The organism is Microcoleus sp. BR0-C5 (assembly GCF_036705045.1).
Lineage (GTDB): Bacteria > Cyanobacteriota > Cyanobacteriia > Cyanobacteriales > Microcoleaceae > Microcoleus.
In genome coordinates this window covers 43,007-60,193 of the sequence record NZ_JAUBTR010000042.1, presented here as the reverse complement: position 1 = coordinate 60,193, position 17,187 = coordinate 43,007, and the positions used below count along the sequence as shown (strand labels likewise).

Genomic DNA, 17,187 nt, shown 5'->3' with positions numbered 1-17,187 from the left:
GGAAGAAGGAAGAAGGAAGAAGGAAGAAGGAAGAAGGAAGAAGGAAGAAGGAAGAAGGAAGAAGGAAGAAGGAAGAAGGGAAATGCAGTCAGAGCAATATTTTCAGCGATAAAAAATGTCCTAACCTTCTTGCCAGTTACTATAAATTAAGAGAAAGAAATCATTAGTCATTAGGGAAAATTCCCAATTAACAATGCCCGATGCCCGATGCCCCATTCTCTATCCCCCATTCCCGATGCCCCATGCCCGATGCCCGATGCCCAATTCCCAATTTTAATTGATCACCTCAAATACTACCAATCTGCTCAGCCACAGCGGTTGATTGGCCTCCACACCTTCGGGACGACCCTTAGTAGAAGCAACTTGTATTCTGTTGCCATTTATCCCTTGTCTAACCAAAATATTTTTCACATTTGTCGCCCTTTCCAGTGCCAACTTTTGATTTTCGGCCGGAGTGCTTTTAAAATCGCTGTAGCCAACTATCCTTAAATTCTTCGTGCTATTTTTCTCCATATATTCCTTGACTTTACTAAGCTTTTCTGCTACATCTTTCGCCTGCAAACTTGCCGAACCTGCACCGAAATACACGCGAACTGGCATTATTATCTTTGGTGGCGGTGGAGTTCCTATTATCACTGTATTTGTTACCGACTTCACCCCCGGAATTTTCTCAAAAGCTTGAGTTATTTTCTGAGCATCTGGCACTTTGCTTACGCTGCCAGCAACGGCGACTTTTCCCTCTGCATAGCGAGCTGAGATATCAATGCTTTCTACTTTATTCAAAAGAGCTGCTGTCCGCTTGACATCGGCTTCGACTAAAACCGGATCGGGAGGTACTTCAACGGCTATAATTTTATTTTCAATTCTTGATTGTGGAGCCGCTTGCTGAGCGATTTTTTCCGCTTTCGATCGCAGATTTTGATTCGGCACTCGTCCCGAAATCTCCAATACTTTATCTTTAACATCAGCCGCGAGGCGATAAACTGATAAATCGGGAGCAGATTGTAATGCTAAATTCGTATCTGCTTCTAAGCTCGCTGCAACTGAGCTGCGGTATTGATGAATTCCCCAAGGTACGCCAATTAAACCTAACGCTGCCAAACCGATAATGGGTAAAATGGGAAGTTTAGAAGATTTAACTTTTACCTCTGTATCGATTAATTTTTGCAGTTTCAAGTTTACTTCGGGTGGTACAGTTGCTGGATCGCCGTTAAATGACTGAATTTGAGTTCCGTATTCTTGAACAATATTGTTGAATATCGATCGCATTTTGTACTTAAACCACTGGCGGGTTTCTCCTTGCATCACTACTGCCAGATAACACGAACCCGCAACTTCCAATACTATGGTAGATGTGCCGTATTCTATTGCATCAATCTCGGCAATATTTCCCGACTGAGATATGCAATCGTTGACAAAAGCCCGAATAGCAGTCAGCATCCCCCCTACCATGTCTGATTCTAGCTGTTCGCGTTCAGAATGCTGCACTGCTGAAATTACTAATCCCGATTTTGCTTGAATTAAAAAAACAGCTTTAACACTTAGTGGTGTTGTTTCTTTCATGAGCAATTCTGCTTCAGAAATGCCCTGTAATTTTGCTTTAATTTTGCGACTAATTCCCTCTGGACTTAAAGCTGATTCTAGTTTTTCATTAATCTCCCGCATCATCTCGGCGATGTATTTTAAAATCGTGCTACCGATAATCGGATAAAGTGCATCCGACATTTCTTCTGGCTTGAGATGAATTTGCTGTTTGATAGCGGCGGCCATTTCCGGTGCGATCGCCATGGCAATTTCATCGGGCGATTCACTGATTCTGTGGCTGATTCCCACAGTCAGAGCCGGCGATATGGCTACTCCCATCGATTGTCTATTTTCTCGGCTTTTCGTATTAATTATTTCATCAATTATCGGAGCTATAGTTTCGACAAATGATTTTCTCGACTCATTAATTGTTTGGAGCATCATTTCGGGAAACATGATTTTAATTCGGGCGAGTAATTCTTCCCGATTGCCTCCCCATTCCGCATCAGTAATTTTGCGATCGAGTTCCCCTACTTTATCGTTGAGTCTGTAATTATAACTTACAACTTCATCTAACAATGGTAAAATAGATTCGATGACCGACTTTTGTAGTTGGGCGTGATGGCTAACCATCAGCTCGTCAATCAAAGGTTTCAGTAAATCCGTAAACAAGTCTGTCGATTCATAAATTCGGTGTTCGATCGCGACAATCTGTTGTTCGATCTTCGCGAGTCTTTGATCGATCCTTTTATTCTGAATGATGGCATCAACAGCCGGGGCGATCGCAGATTCTATCTCTAGCTTTGCTTCTCCGATGTTTCGGGAGAGCATTTCTACAATCACTGGCATTATTCTTGCCATCAACCCTTCTATCTCGGCTAAAACTTGCTGCTGAACTTCGACAATCTTAGTTTCATTATTTAATATTTGTGCTGCTATACCGCTGTTTTGAATAGCCGTGTTGACACCAGGTGCGATCGCCTCTCTCACCTCTAACTTTGTCTCCTCAATTTTCCGGTTCAGCGACTCAATCATTAACGGCATTAACCTTGCCATTATATCTTCCGGCTGAGTTTTTTGCTGTCGTTGAAGATTATTTAGTCTACTTTCTACGTCGCTCAATTTGCCTTGAACTTCTCTTTGAAGAATTGCTGATTCTATCAAAGGTTGGATCGTCGCTGCTACTTGTAATTTTGATTCATCGATTTTCTGATTCAGCAAATCAGTTATTGCCGGCATTAGCATCGCCATTATCTCTTCAGGCTTCTGAGTTGGCGACTGTTGCGTAGCCAGTCGGCGTTCGATGATGCTCAATACTTTTTCTTCTATTTCTACCCAAGCTATTCTTACCTGTACTGAGGGGGCAACAGCTTCTACCACCTCTAATTTTAATTCACTAATTTTGCGGTTCAGTAAATCGCTAACTACTGGTACTAGCTGCTTGATTAAATCTTCCGGTTGCTGCTGGTAACGCTGCTGAATATTCGCAATTCTATCTTCAATTCTTACTACCTGTTCTTCAAGTCCGTTTTGATTGTGAATTACTTGATTGACTCTCGGTGCGATCGCCGAAGCTACCTCTAACTTAGACTCCTCTACCTTACGGTTGAGCATATCGCCCACCACTGGCATCAGCCGTTTGATTAAGTGCTCTGTATTCGGCAGCGGCTGCTGGTTAAAGTTAGCAATTTGATTTTCCCAATCTGCTAATTTAGCCTCCAACTCGATCCGATTAATTTTATTATTGCTGGCGAGGTCGATCGCCTTTTTTAATTCAGACTTCAACTCCTCTAATTCTTCTCTCACTAACTCAGGAATTAACGGTTTCAGTAAAACCATCAACTCTTGGGGTTCAGACATCAAATTCTCAAAATTTTCTAACCTTTGTTCCACGCTCAAAACATTACTGTAAAATTCCGGTAAATCCCTTTCAAACAGCAGTTCTTGCAACCGCTTAAACTCCTCTACTGCTTGTTCTAATTCTTCCTCAGACGGCCGATTTTTTTTAGATACCTTTCCGGCTATCGATAAATCGGGTTCCTCATTCTTGTTTTCTCGTCTTTGAGAGGGGATCTCTTCATCATTAGTTAATACTTCCGGTACAATACTCGGTGATTCGATCCGAAAAGACAATTGTTTGCGCCGATTTTCCTCATCCTCCAACCGCTGCACGGACTTTTCCGAAAGCGGTAACTTCAGCTCGCTTGGTTCTTTTTTTGATTTTTTTAATAACTGAAATTCAGTCAGTATGGTTAGCAATTCCTGAAGTTGCTCTCCAGCTTTAGAACTTGCCAGAGTTGCATCAGAAACCTCTTTTTCTGACTGATATATTTTGCCTGAATTATCATTAGATTCTGCCATACTGCGCTACCAATAGTTGATTTTAATCTACCGAAGGAAATTACCAGCTTGCTTGCCGCCTCACCCCAGCGAAAATCAATAGGAATGACACAATTTTTCCAAGCGTCAAGCGTACTAAAGCTATCGCCCTATTTTAACTGCTGTTCTGCGACTAGCCAACTGGGCCGCTAACTGCAATGCTGCCTTCATGCTGGAGGCATCCGCAACCCCTTGACCTACAATATCAAAAGCTGTGCCGTGATCCGGAGAGGTGCGGACAAAAGGCAAGCCAATTGTAGTGTTGACTGCTTTATCGAAAGCCATCAATTTTACTGGAATCAACCCCTGGTCGTGGTACATTGCCAAGTAACCGTCGTGAGCTTCTGTGGCTAAACCGTACCAAACTTTAGCCGGTTTTACCCACAGGGTATCTGGGGGGACTGGCCCGTCTAACTGCACTTGAGGAAAGCGATCGCGCTGCGTTTCCAACCAAGGTATCATCCAGTCTTGCTCTTCATTTCCCAGTTTGCCATTTTCGCCGCTGTGAGGATTTAAGCCAGAAATCGCAATTTTCGGTCTTTCCAGCCCAAAATCTTCCCGCAAACAGTCTATCAGTAATTCTAGTTTTTCACTCAGTAATTCTGGACTCAAAGCATCGGGGACTTGACGCAGAGAAATATGTGTGGTAGCCAGTAAAGTTACCAGCGTCCAGCCACTGTGTGGAGATGTGGCGGCAAACAGCATTCCGAATCGCTGCGATTTTGCTCTTTCTGCGAGGAGTTCTGTTTGTCCGGGATAATTGTAACCGGCAGCCTGCCAGCAAGTTTTGGAAATCGGGCCTGTCACGATGGCGGAGAATTCGCCGGCGATGGTACGGGCGATCGCGCTTTCCATGTAAGCAAAGCTAGCCGCCCCGCTAGCTGCATTCCCGACACCTGGGACAATTTCGCCCCACTTGCTGTCTGGTTCGATATCAATAATATTTAATGTTTCGGGATTTGCCGCTTGTACTGCAGGATTGCTCGATCGCAACTTATCGTAAGTTTGCTGCAAAACTATCCTAGAACCTATAACCGTTACGTTCAAACCAGCAGCCGGATCTGCCAATGCCTTGAGAATCACTTCCGGGCCAATTCCCGCCGGATCTCCCAGAGTTACAGCTAGTTTTGATTCCCGATCAAGACTCAAGGCAGTTTTCTCCAACAAAATACAGGAATTTCGGCACTGAAATTTTAGCATTCATGTACCTGGTTGCCCCAAATTATATTATCTTTATTTAATGCGATCGCCCAATTAGACATATAAAACCATGAATCCTGAAATTTTCAATGCAGCCTTTTTGTCCTTTTCCCTAATTTTCGTGGGTATAGGTGGAGGCTTCCTCTTGCTCAAATTGCAAGGCGGCGAAGAATAAGTTTTTTTCAACCAATCCTTCAGAAGCCTTCAAAATTCTGCCTTCTAGAGTCTACTTGCTGCCGAAAGTCAGCCTTGTGCAGAATATCTCAAGCCTAAAATGAGAAAATTTCAGGTTTTTGTTAAGTTTTTATAACAAACTTAACCAAAACCTGATACCATCTTATAGAAAGTTTAAGATTCATAATTAATCCCTAGATGACTTTATTGATTTTAGGTGCCACCGGCACTCTCGGCCGCCAAATAGCCCGCCGCGCCCTAGACGAGGGCTACCAGGTGCGCTGTTTAGTCAGAAGTTACAGAAAAGCTGCATTTTTGAAAGAATGGGGCGCTGAACTCGTACCGGGGAACCTTTGCCAGCCAGACAGTCTGCCTCCGGCCCTAGAAGGCGTCAGTGCTATTATCGATGCAGCAACAGCCAGTGCAGCCGATTCTGTCAGCATCAAAAGAGTAGACTGGGACGGAAAAGTATCGCTGATCCAAGCAGCAGCAGCAGCAGGCATCAAGCGTTACATATTCTTTTCCTTTCTAGACGCGGAGAAATATCCCCAAGTCCCCTTGTTGGAAATCAAGCGTTGTACCGAACTGTTCTTAGCAGAATCCGGTCTAGACTACACAATCTTGAGACCTTGCGGCTTTTTGCAAGGACTGCTGAGCCTGTATGCAATGCCGATTTTGGACAATCAGGCAGTCTGGCTGCCCAATAAGCCATCTGCCCTTGCCTACATGAACACTCAGGACGTTGCTAAATTTGCCGTCCGGGCCCTTTCCGTTCCCGAAACCGAGAAAAAAAGCTTTCCGGTGGTGGGAAATCGCGCTTGGGATGCAGAAGAAATTGTGCGGTTGTGCGAACGGCTGTCAGGGAAGCAAGCCAAAATTACGCGCACCCCAGACGCCTTGTTGAAGGCTACTCGTCAATTTGCTAAGTTCTTTCAGTGGAGTTGGAACGTAGCTGACAGATTGGCTTTTTCAGAAGTTTTGGCAGCCGGAAAACCCTTGAAAGCTCCGATGGATGACGTTTACAGTGTCTTCGGAATCGACCCCAAAGAAACTACTACTTTGGAGTCTTATCTCGAAGAATACTTTAATCTGATTATGAAGAAGCTCAAGGAAATAGAGTACGAGCAGCTTAAAACTAAAAAACGGAGTAAACAAAAAATGCCCTTTACATTTTAAAGTGCCGAAAGCAGGAATTATATACAACGATGTTAAACCTGTGGCTTGTCGCATCGCCGCAGAGTTGGAAGACAAGCTGACTGCCCGCGGCTGGGAGGTTTGCTCGGTTTCTGGTTCGGGAGGAATTCTGGGGTATTCTAGCCCCGATCGCCCCCTGTGCCATACTCAGATCGACCAACTCGTCCCCCCCGGTTTTGACAGCGACATGGAGTTTGCAGTGGTTTTGGGCGGCGACGGTACGGTGCTGTCGGCATTTCGCCAAGTCGCTCCGATTGGAGTGCCACTGCTGACTGTCAATACCGGTCACATGGGCTTTTTAACAGAAACTTACCTGAACTTGCTGCCGCAAGCTTTGGAAAAGGTAATCGCCGGAGAATATGAAATAGAAGAAAGATCAATGCTGGCGGTACGGCTGTTTCGAGAAAACGACTGCCTCTGGGAAGCCCTTTGTCTCAATGAAATGGTGCTGCACCGGGAACCGCTGACTTGTATGTGTCATTTTGAAGTGGCGATCGGCCAGCACGCCTCTATTGACATTGCCGCAGATGGAGTCATCATCGCGACTCCGACAGGATCGACAGCTTACGCCCTTTCTGCCGGTGGCCCTGTGATCATTCCGGGAGTGCCGGTGCTGCAGTTGCTGCCTATTTGCCCGCATTCAATGGCTTCGCGGGCTTTGGTGTTTTCCAACACCGAGCCGGTCAAGATTTTGCCGGCGAGTCCAAACCGCCTGGTAATGGTGGTAGACGGTAACGGGGGATGTTATGTTTTGCCGGAGGATTGGGTGCAAGTCGAGCGAGCTCCCTACCAAGCCCGCTTTATTCGCGTGCAATCTTTTGAGTTTTTCCACATTTTGCGGGAAAAATTGGGCTGGGGTTTGCCTCACATTGCTAAACCGAGTTCGGTTGAGTTGCCTTGATAGTTGTTGGTAATAAGCGGAGTGTAGCGGAGTGCTAAAGTCCCGTCCTTTTGGGGCGGCTTTTTCTTCGCGTTCAGGTTTCTAAGTTTTTGTGCAGGATAAGGCTCGATCGGAATCTCGTAAGGAATCCTTAATTCTCGATCGAGATTCCGAACCATCTCCAAGGTGAGGCAGCGTTTAGAAGATAACGGTATAGTTGGAGTGTCTTCATTTCTATTCACTCTGCTTAGGACGGATTTCAAATTCTGAACGTGCCCGGAAGAAACAGACCTCAAACTCGAAGAAGAAATTAGCTTGCCCCAAAATCAAAGGTAAATTGGTTGCTTGTGTCCAGGCAAATGCCAGGTTAATGATTTTGTAGGGAAATCTCTGAGCGTCAATCATTCTGTTCTTGTTGTTTTGTCGTCAGAAGATTCATTAAAACATTGGCAGCTTCAGAGCAATTGTAAGGCGACCAGACCGGATACTCTTGATCGGCAACAAAAAAGTTTATTGCATCCTCTGCTTTGACCAGTTCTGTTGCCAGAAACTGCATCAGCCGAAGCTTGTCAATTTTTGAAAGTTCCTGGATCTGTGACATTAGTTCAGCCAATGGCATTTGAGAATCTCCTCGTTCGAGGTTTGGCCAAAAGATTGGATCTACTAGCTTGTTGCATGGTGCGCGATCGAAGCGTGTCTATTTATTCTACCAAGTTTCTGTAGGTCAAGCTCTCGATCGAGCTTCCGAATCATCTCCAAGGTCAGGCAGCGTTTACGAGATAACGATTGAGTTCAACGGCGGTCAGTAACCTTGGCATCCCTACCGATTATCTTTATTCCGCCGTTGCAACGATTTGTTAGATAACTACCACTTCACATATTGTGCTGTCAGCTTTTTGAAATCACTATTCAATACGCAGCGACCATTCTTCTCTATTTGAGTTATCAAATAGTCAAAACATTCAGCTAATCTTGCATTAACTACGCTTTGCTTTATCATTTCTAGGGCTAATCGAGCTTGTTTTCTACATTCGCTGTTTTCTAATTTCCGTTGTATCTCATAATGAGTGAGTGTGCTTATAGCAATGGGTGAATATTTGTCACCTAAAAGAGAAAGCAAATTGTCATAGTATACTTTTCCTCTGGGTGATACACCATTGCAGTAACTAACTCCTCGACCAATCCGACACATCAAAACTACTTTCACTAATTTTCCTGCATAGTTTGGAAGAATATCTGATTGCCCAGCGATATATGAGGCGACAGAGTCAGCGACAGGAGCTTCATGATGAAAATTATCCCAACCATTATGTTTAGCTAGAAGCTGCTCCAATAAATCGTCAACAATTCCTGCTCTTTCGCTTGGGGAACGATATGGATTTCCCCCTACAACCTGGAGAAACTGCTCACCCAATTCATATTTATCTTTATGAAGATTAGTATTATATCCCTCAAGAGTAAGCCCTAACTTATATTTGGGTTCATCTAAACAATTTGTCCAAATAGAGGGGGCTATTAAAGAAATATTTTTCCTTACCTGAACATCCGTCTCTATAGATACAAATATCCCAAAAACAGTTCTAAGTATATTTCCGCATAGATGGCTAGGTAGTTCGGATATGTTTAGCTCAATTGTTTTTTGAGTTGCATTATTTATAGGTGTATTATAAGTTCTTAAGTTTTTAATAAATGCTTGTACCTGAAGTGCTGCTTCAGTTGGTCTATCTCTTAGGACATCTTGAATCGATGTTTGTAACCATCCAAGCAGTTCAAAAGCGTTAATTGTATAGTTAGTCGGATGAGAAATTCCTATGTCATTTCTCATCTCAAGAATATGTTTTAACTTTTTGTACGTTGTGTCAGAAATAAGCTCAAGCTTTCTACAGGTGTCTAGTAAAACTGAATCTTTAAGAGAAGCGAGATCTTCTTCTTTTTCGTAAAAATCTCGGCTTTTACCCCCTACTGCGGCATCAAAGAAAATATCAATTCCGTATGCAATAGCTTTCTTTCTTAAATCCAGAGTAACTTCATTCCATACTGCGTTGAGTGCGTAGTCAAACAACCCAAATCCTGCGCCAACTACAAACTTAGATAAGTAACGTGCGTCTCTTTTAATGTCATCAGGAAGTGACTGAATGTAAGTAGGTAAATTTTGACCAATAATTGCTCGTTCTGGCTGATCCGCAATGATGTTATCTGAGGGAAGCCCCATTTGTTTTAGAAAAGCCACAACCATTTGTGCTTGTGGGTCAATTAGTTCTGCATAGCTAACCTTTTCAATTTCGTCCATAGTACCTTTTTGCTATCTAGCTTATAATTGTATCGCAGTTGCGGTAGAATACTGGATATAGTCAATAATACCGCAGCTCAAGGATGTATGTCAACCCCTTCTTACTCCCCATCACAATCTCCTTTCCTAGATCGAATTCGCCGCACGATTTGACTCAATCACTGAAGCCGCCGCACTGAAAAAACCTATCTATATTAGATTTTAGATTAGAGAGCATTTAGAGTCGATCGCACACCCTCGGCGATCGGTGCATTATGATAAAGCAAGCAGCGATAAAGTCTCATCTTCATAAAATAACTCGATAGCGTTAAAATCCCGACGCAGCAAATTTTCAATTTGCAATGTCGAACAGTTTCCAAGGCAAAGCCAAATAACTTTCGGTGGGTTCCCAAATACTAAGCTTAGGTCGTGCATATCCGCGTCTTTCGAGACAATCATCAAATTATTGTCTTTTGCATAATCCCAAACAATTGGGTCGATCGTTGCTTTCATTCCCACATCTCGAACGTGAAGCGAATTTGGGAAAATATCGCTCAAACGATTCGGCAACTTGGGCGACAAATTTTCATCAAAAAGTAATTTCATGCGGATAAGGTCGCGGTCATAAACCGACGCTCGCGGTCAGCAGCATAAGCAATGCAGGCTTTTAAATCTTCTCGCGTCAAGTCGGGAAAATCGTCAAGAATTTCTGCTTCGGTCATCTCGGAAGCCAGGTACTCAAGCACTTCATAAACCGTAATTCGCAAGCCGCGTACACAAGGCTTACCACCGCGTTTATTTGCTTCGATCGTGATGTGGTTTCGGTAGTTCATAGTTGGAATTTTTGAGAATCTCCTCGTTTGAGGTTGGGCGAAAAGATTAGATATACTAGCTTGTTACATGGGTGCGCGATCGAATAATTGTATTGCAGTTGCGGTACAATACTGGATATAATCGAGTAATACCGCAGCTCGATAGTGTATGTCAACCCCTTCTTAATTATATTTTAGATGAGAGTCGATCGCACACCCTCGGCGATCGCAAAAATCGAGACATTCATCAGAACTTTTTCACGCACGAATAACTGTAACCGTTCGCCCCATTGGTGTCAGATGAATTTCAGTATTCAGTCGTTCTTCTAATTCGAGCGCATTCTCGCGTCGATCGAATATCACCAACCACCCTTCATCTTGTCCCAATCGAGCCAAATATCCATCTAACTGTTCCAACCCTTTACTCAACGGATCGACTTTCCGAGTTCGCCAAACCTTCAATTCAATTCCCAACGTTACCTCACCATAACGCAAACATAAATCCATTCTGTCGCGTCCAATAGCATATTCCCTCTCCAACGTTCCCCCACCATTAATCACCCGATGCAGAAATGCCATTAACACCAAATGCGGGGCAATTTCCGGGTAAGACGCACTTTTGAGTAACGGTTCGCCATGCTGTAGCCAAAATTCCAGAAAAGTTTTGAGTAACGCTTGCGTGTCTAATGTCCCCTGGGGCGTTAACCAACTCGGTGCAATTTGGGGCAGAGAAGCCATTGGCGTTACGGTGAGCACGCGCGGCAAAACTTCCCGATAAATTGGGTTAGCGATCGTCAATCCACCCTGAACATCCATCTTACACAAACCCAAATCGATTAAAAACTGAATATCATCATTGGGGATATTGCCCAGTTCCAAACCCGCCAACATCGGCTCGATAATGGCTTTGACTCTGTTTTCTCGCAGGCGTTCTGCCAAACTATCTAAATGCGTATCTTGTCGTTTTATGAGGATTTCTTTGGCTTCTAAAATATGGTCTGGTGTAATAGCAAGCGATTCATCTGTTACTAATTCTTCTACAATTTCCTTAGCTAAAGCATTCACTAACCAAGGTTGTCCCTGAGTCAGTTCAAAAGCTAAGGCTACGGCTTCAGGTGTAAAAACTTGTCCGGTATCTTGGGTATGTTGCGCGTAGAGTTCGGCGACTTCTGAGGCATTAAAATCTCTGAGAGTAATCGATCGCACTTTAATATTAAACGGACTCGATGTATGGAGTCGATCGCTTCCCCCAGCAGCCACTTTGTAATCGCGAACATCCCGCAAACCAATTAAACCCACCGATTGCGGAAACGCTTTCGGGCGATTGGGATAACCATCGCGCAGTTGTCGCAGGATAGAAATCAAAGCTTGGTCTTGTAGTGCGTCAATTTCGTCGATGAAAACCACCAAAGGACGAGGAGAAGATTGTGCCCACAGGCTGAGTACATCGCCGATTTGCTGTCCCGGTTCCGACGAGGGCCAAGCAGACGGCTGCAATTCAGGGGGAAGTCGAATCGAAATCGCCCGTCGCCAAGCACCCAAAATAGCATCCTCTGCACCCGCGATGTCTTGACTGAAGGGTGCGCCCACTTCAACTGACAGCATCACGGCGGTGTATTGTCCGCTTTCGGTGAGTTGTTTGGCTAACGCCAGCATGGCGGTGGTTTTTCCCACTTGTCGGGGTGCGTGGATGACGAAATAGTTCTGCTGAGCAATCAGTCGTTCCAGGCTAGGAATGCGACGGGTAGCAGGAAGTACGTAGTGGATATCCTCGCGGCAGGGGCCAGCGGTATTGAACCAACGCGGCATAGGTCAACTGGGGCGAATGGGCTGCTCTCAGTTTACTGTAGTGTTGTTGGAATGGCGTTCTAGTTGTTAAGCGAGGGTTTGTACCGACTCTCCCCACCCGATGAAACTCTCTCTGAGTGAAAGTCGTGCTCGATTCTTGATTCAAAGGACCTCTTGCAAAAATAATTAGGACGGGCAAGATGCCCATCCCACAAGATTTATTTTTTCTTGTGGGATGGGCATCTTGCCCGTCCCATCAATTGATGAAAAGGATTTTTTGCAAGAGGTCTAAAGGACTGAAGAACCCCAACTGCCAACTGCCAAAGTTTCACTCTTCCACGCGATAGCCCAATTCGGCTAAACGAGTGCGAGACTGCCGCCACTTCGGCTGCACCTTGACAAATAACTCCAAATATACTTTGCCTTCAATTAACTTTTGAATCTGTTCCCGGGCCGCACTGCCGATCGACTTGAGCATACTGCCACTTTTACCAATTAAAATACCTTTTTGGGAATCCCGTTCGACGTGAATTGTCGCCAGAATGCGGGTAATTTTTGCTTCTTCTTGAACAATGTCGATCGCAATTGCTACGGAATGCGGTACTTCTTCCCGCGTCAGTAGCAAAATCTGTTCCCGAATTAATTCGCCCATAATAAAGCGTTCCGGCTGGTCAGTCACCAAATCGGGCGGATAATAATAAGGCCCAACCTCCAAATGTTCGATTAACAATTGTTGCAGCGGCTCGACACCCTCGCCCGTGAGAGCGGAAAATTTCACTACAGGCCACTCAGGATTGACAATTTGCTCGTAAGTTCGATCGATCAACACGGAATCCTCCGGTTGTTCGTCCAACTTATTCATCCCAAAAATCACCGGAACTTTGCAATTGCTGAGAATTTCGACAATATATCGATCGCCCCCTCCCGATTCCACCGAACCATCCACCACAAATAGCACGACATCCACCGACTGAATCGCTGTGCGGGCATTCTGCACCAAAACCTTGCCCAATTCGTGATGTGGCTTGTGAATTCCGGGAGTATCTACAAAAATAATTTGTGCTTCCGGTGTCGTTAGGATGCCTCGCAGCCTGTTACGCGTCGTCTGAGACACCGGCGAAGTAATCGCAATTTTCTGCCCCACCAACTGATTCATCAGCGTTGATTTTCCGACATTCGGGCGTCCGACAATACCCACAAAGCCAGATTTGTAACCCGCCGGAGCCGCGGGAACACCCATAATGCCCGATACGTCGATAAATTTACTATCTTCCACTAAAATCACCTATTTTCAAGCCCCTTCTCTGTCTATTGTCGCCTGAAAATACTCAAACGCCCATCGATGCACTGTAGCATCTTTCTCGCCCTGGTATAGCGCGCCACACTCAAACCTCGATCGAGCCACAAACCAGTGTTAAAACAGGATACGCGATCGGCAAAACTTGATATCTGAGACAAAATTTGATAAAGTTCCAATGACATCGCTCAAAAATGAATCATTCTGGTAAAACCGACTCCCCAATGCTGTAACAACTTCAGATGTGTAAATATCTAACTCAACTGAAACTTTTCTACAGTTTGTCAGGCAAACCATTTTTAACATTTTTGAAGATGTTTGGTAATAAATTAGGTAATACCAATTTTTTATGAGGTTGCATAGAATCCGATCCCCCCTAAAGAGGGCGGGCACTCTTAGCACCGCCCCTACAAGGGGGGGACAAGATTCTTCTCAAAGTCAACCCCTACTCCCCAACAATCAGGGGGAGTAGGGGGTATGCGAGGGGGAGCGAGATATGTGCAACTTCACATTAAATTAGTATAAGTTGAAATCCAACTCAAAAGCTCAATATCATCAGGCGCTTTTTTCATACAAGCAACTGTTTTTAGAGCATACCTAAATTAGTGCTAATCGTCATAAAGTTGAGGAGATGAATCAGATGAAATCGAAATTATTTTGGAGTGTCTGCACCGTTTTGGTAGCAAGCTTGCCTGTTCCCGCCTTGGCTCAAACCAGCCCTCCCACCAGCCCTCAAGCAGGTATTGACTACAAGGGTGGCTCGAAGAAATACCAGTTAGTACCGGGCAGAATCCAGGACAGAACCTTGCCCAGAGCCTTTGATTTTCCAATTATTACCAATGTTGGTACTGACACTAGCATCACCTCGGATTTCCTAATTACCGATCAGTTTCGCGCCCCAGCGGGTCGTACAGAATACACCGGAGCTCTCACCGCCTGGGCAGCATCAATCAGAGAATGTCTGGCCAAACAACCACTCTTGATTCGAGCCAGCACCAAGAACCCGATTCAGATTAATGGTAGAGTAGGCACGATTGTCAGAAACGCAAATAACCGTGCAGTTTGCAAATAAGCCAGCAATATCACAGGGGCTAAATTGACCGTAATTGCTGTAAGGGCGGGTTCACAAATATCTCCCATGCAAGCATCGATACAGTAAACCCGTCACCGCAGCAATATTGGGGTCAATCGAGGCCAGTTGATATAACTTCCGCTATCTAAAGATAAAAACTAGAGAGTGTTTTTGAACAAAAAGAGCAATAGAAAACCTATTGCTCTTTTTGTTGGCGAAATTTCTATTAATATCTATTAGGACTTATATCATGTCTGGTCAATTAACCATGATTCCTGTAGGGGTTCCCCTCGCCAAGATATTGAATAGAAACGGGAAAATCTGTAAACCCGCCCCGGCCTTTAATCGCAGTCAATCTATGGGACATGATATTATATGATATCGGCTGAAACGACATCATATAAGAGGTTTGTAGTGAGGAATGCAAGTCCTTATCAAGGTTTAAGGACTTGCATTCCTCACTACAAACGACATTATTACGCAGAAACCAGCTTGTTTCCCAAAAATCCCGTGGAACCGGAGGGATATGGATTTTAACACCTGGTTTATGAAACTTTGTCTGCGTAATTCACGATTTAGGAGCGCAAAATTCATGTGTACTCAGTAAAATTTCGCCATAATCAGGAATCCAAGCTAGCCACTGTTCTTCCGAAGATTCACACAACAGCCACGCTTCGTCAAAGCTGAATGCGGTTGGCGGGTTGAACAATTTAACCCACATAGAAGGAGTCAATTTTGGTGCAGGTACGGCGCAGCCAAATTTTTCCCAGTCGCGGACATTGGCGAAGCTTCCGGGCGTTGGTTGGGATTGCCAAGTACGAATATCTGTTTGCAGTTTCATCACAACTCCTTTTGGGCTAAGACTCTGAACCAGGTCGGGGTTGCAACAACCCAGAGCGACGGCGCAGATAAACTTTGATTATGTAGTCTATGTTACGGAATTATCTAGGCGAATGTGTAAGGTTGTAGCAAAAATTTACAATCGAGAGGAAAAAACGGGCTCAAAGCTGAAAACGTCGATCGGCTATTGTTGCGCTCGGCAACGATCGCCTACCATAGCAAACAACATCTGATTTATTCCAAAAATTCCCACATGAACCAAACTGCAAAATCCCAGTGGAAGACTCTAGACCGCTTTGTAGAGATCAACTCTCATTGGGTAAAACTAATCGCCGAACATCTCGAAACAACCGAAGGAAAAACAGTAGAATATTGGCGAGTAGAAAGAGCAGATTCAGTTGTAATCTTGACAATTCAAGCTGACAAATTGCTGTTTCCCACACCGATGTATCGCCCCGGCGTGGCAGAATCAACCCTGGATTTTCCCGGAGGTCGCGTACCAGCCGAATCCACGCCAGCAGCAGCCGTTCCAGCTATAATCAAGAAAGAACTAGGGGTGACAGAAAGTGCGATCGCCCGCCTCGAACCGATTAACACCATTGGCTGGGCAGTAAACAGTTCCTTTTCCAATCAAAAACTCTACGGTTTTGTGGCCGAGTTGCACCCGACAGCAACAGTAAACCCCGAATTTATCGGTGCTGAATATCCTGTCACCCCAGACGGAATTCGCGACTTGCTCAAAAAATTAACTTGCCTCCAATGTCGAGCCTTACTGCTAGAATGGAAAAATCAAGTCGATTTTAGATTTTAGATTTTAGATTTTAGATTTTAGATTAGGAATTGTTTTCCGAGGGTCGCCGATTTTAAGTTGCTGAAAACCCAAATCACCAAAAATAATCATGCCTCTCAATAATGAAGTTGCTGTCGAATGCCTCGACGTTACATATCGGCTCAACCGCAGGCATTTAGTAGACAAACTTAATTTCAAAGTGCTGCAAGGAGAAGTTTTAGTATTGCTGGGACGCAGCGGTAGTGGCAAAACTACTACCATGAAATTGATTAACAATTTACTAACGCCAAGCAGCGGCGAAGTTCTTGTCATGGGAAAACCGACAACTCAGTGGAACCCAATTCAACTGCGCCGAAAAATTGGCTATGTGATTCAAGAAATCGGTTTGTTTCCCCATTTTACCGTGGAGCAAAACGTCGGTTTAGTCCCCAAATTAGAAGGTTGGGAGGGCGATCGTATTCAATCTCGCGTCCGACAACTGTTAGAATTAGTCAACCTCGACCCCCAGCACTTCGCCAAACGCTATCCGCATCAGTTATCCGGCGGACAGCGGCAGCGGGTAGGCGTCGCTAGAGCACTGGCGGCTGACCCTCCGATATTGTTAATGGACGAACCGTTTGGTGCTTTAGACCCCATTACTCGTCTGGAATTGCAGCGAGAATTCGGTCAATTGCAGCAGCAACTTGGCAAAACTGTGATTTTTGTGACTCACGGCATTCAAGAAGCTTTTTTGTTAGCTTCTAGAATTGGTTTGATGCAAGATGGACGGTTGGTTGAATTGGCAACACCTGATGATTTTCTCAAATCTCAGCATCCAGAAGCGGGGGCATTTCTTGAATGTTTGCAATTACCCATGATGGGGTAATAATATAATGTGCGATCGCATCCTTCGTTTATGAGTATGGGCGGGGCGGGTTTTTGAAGCTGATGGTTGGGAATTAAAGATATTGGTGAACCCGCCCCTACGA

17 protein-coding genes are annotated in these 17,187 nt (G+C 44.6%); 6 read left to right on the top strand and 11 right to left on the bottom strand.

From position 1 onward, the window contains the following. Window positions 1-273: 273 nt before the first annotated feature. Both QUB08_RS19895 and pdxA read right to left on the bottom strand, forming a co-directional pair. Window positions 274-3,885, bottom strand: a complete 3,612-nt coding sequence (locus tag QUB08_RS19895; protein WP_333226384.1) for an OmpA family protein — start codon at window positions 3,883-3,885, stop codon at window positions 274-276. Window positions 3,886-4,005: 120 nt separating this feature from the next. Beyond that, on the bottom strand, window positions 4,006-5,103 hold the full coding sequence (gene pdxA / locus QUB08_RS19890) for a 4-hydroxythreonine-4-phosphate dehydrogenase PdxA (RefSeq protein WP_333226382.1): 1,098 nt from the start codon (window positions 5,101-5,103) through the stop codon (window positions 4,006-4,008). 70 nt (window positions 5,104-5,173) lie between these two features. Here pdxA and petM point away from each other — a divergent pair, with 70 nt between their 5' ends. From petM to QUB08_RS19875, 3 genes are all read left to right on the top strand, one after another. Continuing rightward, on the top strand, window positions 5,174-5,278 hold the full coding sequence (gene petM / locus QUB08_RS19885; RefSeq protein ID WP_172189541.1) for a cytochrome b6-f complex subunit PetM: 105 nt from the start codon (window positions 5,174-5,176) through the stop codon (window positions 5,276-5,278). 197 nt (window positions 5,279-5,475) lie between these two features. Further along, window positions 5,476-6,453 (top strand): NmrA family NAD(P)-binding protein, encoded by a 978-nt coding sequence (locus QUB08_RS19880; RefSeq protein ID WP_333165488.1) that lies wholly within the window; start codon window positions 5,476-5,478, stop codon window positions 6,451-6,453. Window position 6,454: 1 nt separating this feature from the next. Then, window positions 6,455-7,372 (top strand): NAD(+) kinase, encoded by a 918-nt coding sequence (locus QUB08_RS19875; RefSeq protein ID WP_333226380.1) that lies wholly within the window; start codon window positions 6,455-6,457, stop codon window positions 7,370-7,372. Here QUB08_RS19875 and QUB08_RS19870 read toward each other — a convergent pair. The 8 genes from QUB08_RS19870 to QUB08_RS19835 all read right to left on the bottom strand — a co-directional run bounded on the left by QUB08_RS19870 (window position 7,336) and on the right by QUB08_RS19835 (window position 13,696). Next, window positions 7,336-7,593, bottom strand: a complete 258-nt coding sequence (locus tag QUB08_RS19870; RefSeq protein ID WP_333226379.1) for a hypothetical protein — start codon at window positions 7,591-7,593, stop codon at window positions 7,336-7,338. The two genes, QUB08_RS19875 and QUB08_RS19870, sit on opposite strands and share 37 nt — an antisense overlap. Before the next feature lie 155 nt (window positions 7,594-7,748). Then, a complete protein-coding gene (locus tag QUB08_RS19865; protein ID WP_333226377.1) occupies window positions 7,749-7,970 on the bottom strand; it encodes a hypothetical protein in 222 nt (73 codons plus the stop codon). Window positions 7,971-8,216: 246 nt separating this feature from the next. Next, on the bottom strand, window positions 8,217-9,641 hold the full coding sequence (locus QUB08_RS19860; RefSeq protein WP_333226374.1) for a hypothetical protein: 1,425 nt from the start codon (window positions 9,639-9,641) through the stop codon (window positions 8,217-8,219). A 252-nt stretch (window positions 9,642-9,893) separates the two neighbouring features. Then, window positions 9,894-10,226 (bottom strand): DUF5615 family PIN-like protein, encoded by a 333-nt coding sequence (locus tag QUB08_RS19855; RefSeq protein ID WP_333226372.1) that lies wholly within the window; start codon window positions 10,224-10,226, stop codon window positions 9,894-9,896. Next, on the bottom strand, window positions 10,223-10,453 hold the full coding sequence (locus tag QUB08_RS19850) for a DUF433 domain-containing protein (RefSeq protein WP_006634608.1): 231 nt from the start codon (window positions 10,451-10,453) through the stop codon (window positions 10,223-10,225). The genes QUB08_RS19855 and QUB08_RS19850 overlap by 4 nt, the downstream gene beginning before the upstream one ends. A 237-nt stretch (window positions 10,454-10,690) precedes the next feature. Next, window positions 10,691-12,241: an ATP-binding protein gene (locus QUB08_RS19845; RefSeq protein WP_333226370.1), complete on the bottom strand. Its 1,551-nt coding sequence runs from the start codon at window positions 12,239-12,241 to the stop codon at window positions 10,691-10,693. Window positions 12,242-12,548: 307 nt separating this feature from the next. Further along, window positions 12,549-13,460 (bottom strand): GTPase Era, encoded by a 912-nt coding sequence (gene era / locus QUB08_RS19840; protein WP_333226388.1) that lies wholly within the window; start codon window positions 13,458-13,460, stop codon window positions 12,549-12,551. Window positions 13,461-13,528: 68 nt separating this feature from the next. Then, window positions 13,529-13,696 carry a hypothetical protein gene (locus QUB08_RS19835; RefSeq protein ID WP_333226368.1) on the bottom strand — a complete coding sequence of 56 codons (168 nt, stop codon included), beginning with the start codon at window positions 13,694-13,696 and terminating at the stop codon, window positions 13,529-13,531. A gap of 461 nt (window positions 13,697-14,157) precedes the next feature. On the opposite strand from QUB08_RS19835, the gene QUB08_RS19830 reads away from it, so the two are divergent. After that, window positions 14,158-14,589 (top strand): hypothetical protein, encoded by a 432-nt coding sequence (locus tag QUB08_RS19830; protein ID WP_333208954.1) that lies wholly within the window; start codon window positions 14,158-14,160, stop codon window positions 14,587-14,589. A gap of 568 nt (window positions 14,590-15,157) precedes the next feature. On the opposite strand, the gene QUB08_RS19825 is transcribed toward QUB08_RS19830, so the two are convergent. Beyond that, on the bottom strand, window positions 15,158-15,430 hold the full coding sequence (locus QUB08_RS19825) for a hypothetical protein (protein WP_333203460.1): 273 nt from the start codon (window positions 15,428-15,430) through the stop codon (window positions 15,158-15,160). Between the two features lie 252 nt (window positions 15,431-15,682). Here QUB08_RS19825 and QUB08_RS19820 point away from each other — a divergent pair, with 252 nt between their 5' ends. Together QUB08_RS19820 and QUB08_RS19815 are read left to right on the top strand one after the other, a co-directional pair. Next, window positions 15,683-16,240 carry an NUDIX hydrolase gene (locus QUB08_RS19820; protein ID WP_333226366.1) on the top strand — a complete coding sequence of 186 codons (558 nt, stop codon included), beginning with the start codon at window positions 15,683-15,685 and terminating at the stop codon, window positions 16,238-16,240. A gap of 88 nt (window positions 16,241-16,328) precedes the next feature. Beyond that, window positions 16,329-17,084, top strand: a complete 756-nt coding sequence (locus QUB08_RS19815; protein ID WP_333226364.1) for an ATP-binding cassette domain-containing protein — start codon at window positions 16,329-16,331, stop codon at window positions 17,082-17,084. The last annotated feature ends 103 nt before the right edge of the window (window positions 17,085-17,187 follow it).

Excerpts from the sequence above, each read along its gene's own strand:
- QUB08_RS19895 (WP_333226384.1), bottom strand. The coding sequence starts at position 3,885 with ATGGCAGAATCTAATGATAATTCAGGCAAAATATATCAGTCAGAAAAA.
- pdxA (WP_333226382.1), bottom strand. The coding sequence starts at position 5,103 with ATGCTAAAATTTCAGTGCCGAAATTCCTGTATTTTGTTGGAGAAAACT.
- petM (WP_172189541.1), top strand. The coding sequence starts at position 5,174 with ATGAATCCTGAAATTTTCAATGCAGCCTTTTTGTCCTTTTCCCTAATT.
- QUB08_RS19880 (WP_333165488.1), top strand. The coding sequence starts at position 5,476 with ATGACTTTATTGATTTTAGGTGCCACCGGCACTCTCGGCCGCCAAATA.
- QUB08_RS19865 (WP_333226377.1), bottom strand. The coding sequence starts at position 7,970 with ATGCCATTGGCTGAACTAATGTCACAGATCCAGGAACTTTCAAAAATT.
- QUB08_RS19860 (WP_333226374.1), bottom strand. The coding sequence starts at position 9,641 with ATGGACGAAATTGAAAAGGTTAGCTATGCAGAACTAATTGACCCACAA.
- QUB08_RS19855 (WP_333226372.1), bottom strand. The coding sequence starts at position 10,226 with ATGAAATTACTTTTTGATGAAAATTTGTCGCCCAAGTTGCCGAATCGT.
- QUB08_RS19850 (WP_006634608.1), bottom strand. The coding sequence starts at position 10,453 with ATGAACTACCGAAACCACATCACGATCGAAGCAAATAAACGCGGTGGT.
- QUB08_RS19845 (WP_333226370.1), bottom strand. The coding sequence starts at position 12,241 with ATGCCGCGTTGGTTCAATACCGCTGGCCCCTGCCGCGAGGATATCCAC.
- era (WP_333226388.1), bottom strand. The coding sequence starts at position 13,460 with ATGGGTGTTCCCGCGGCTCCGGCGGGTTACAAATCTGGCTTTGTGGGT.
- QUB08_RS19830 (WP_333208954.1), top strand. The coding sequence starts at position 14,158 with ATGAAATCGAAATTATTTTGGAGTGTCTGCACCGTTTTGGTAGCAAGC.
- QUB08_RS19825 (WP_333203460.1), bottom strand. The coding sequence starts at position 15,430 with ATGAAACTGCAAACAGATATTCGTACTTGGCAATCCCAACCAACGCCC.
- QUB08_RS19820 (WP_333226366.1), top strand. The coding sequence starts at position 15,683 with ATGAACCAAACTGCAAAATCCCAGTGGAAGACTCTAGACCGCTTTGTA.
- QUB08_RS19815 (WP_333226364.1), top strand. The coding sequence starts at position 16,329 with ATGCCTCTCAATAATGAAGTTGCTGTCGAATGCCTCGACGTTACATAT.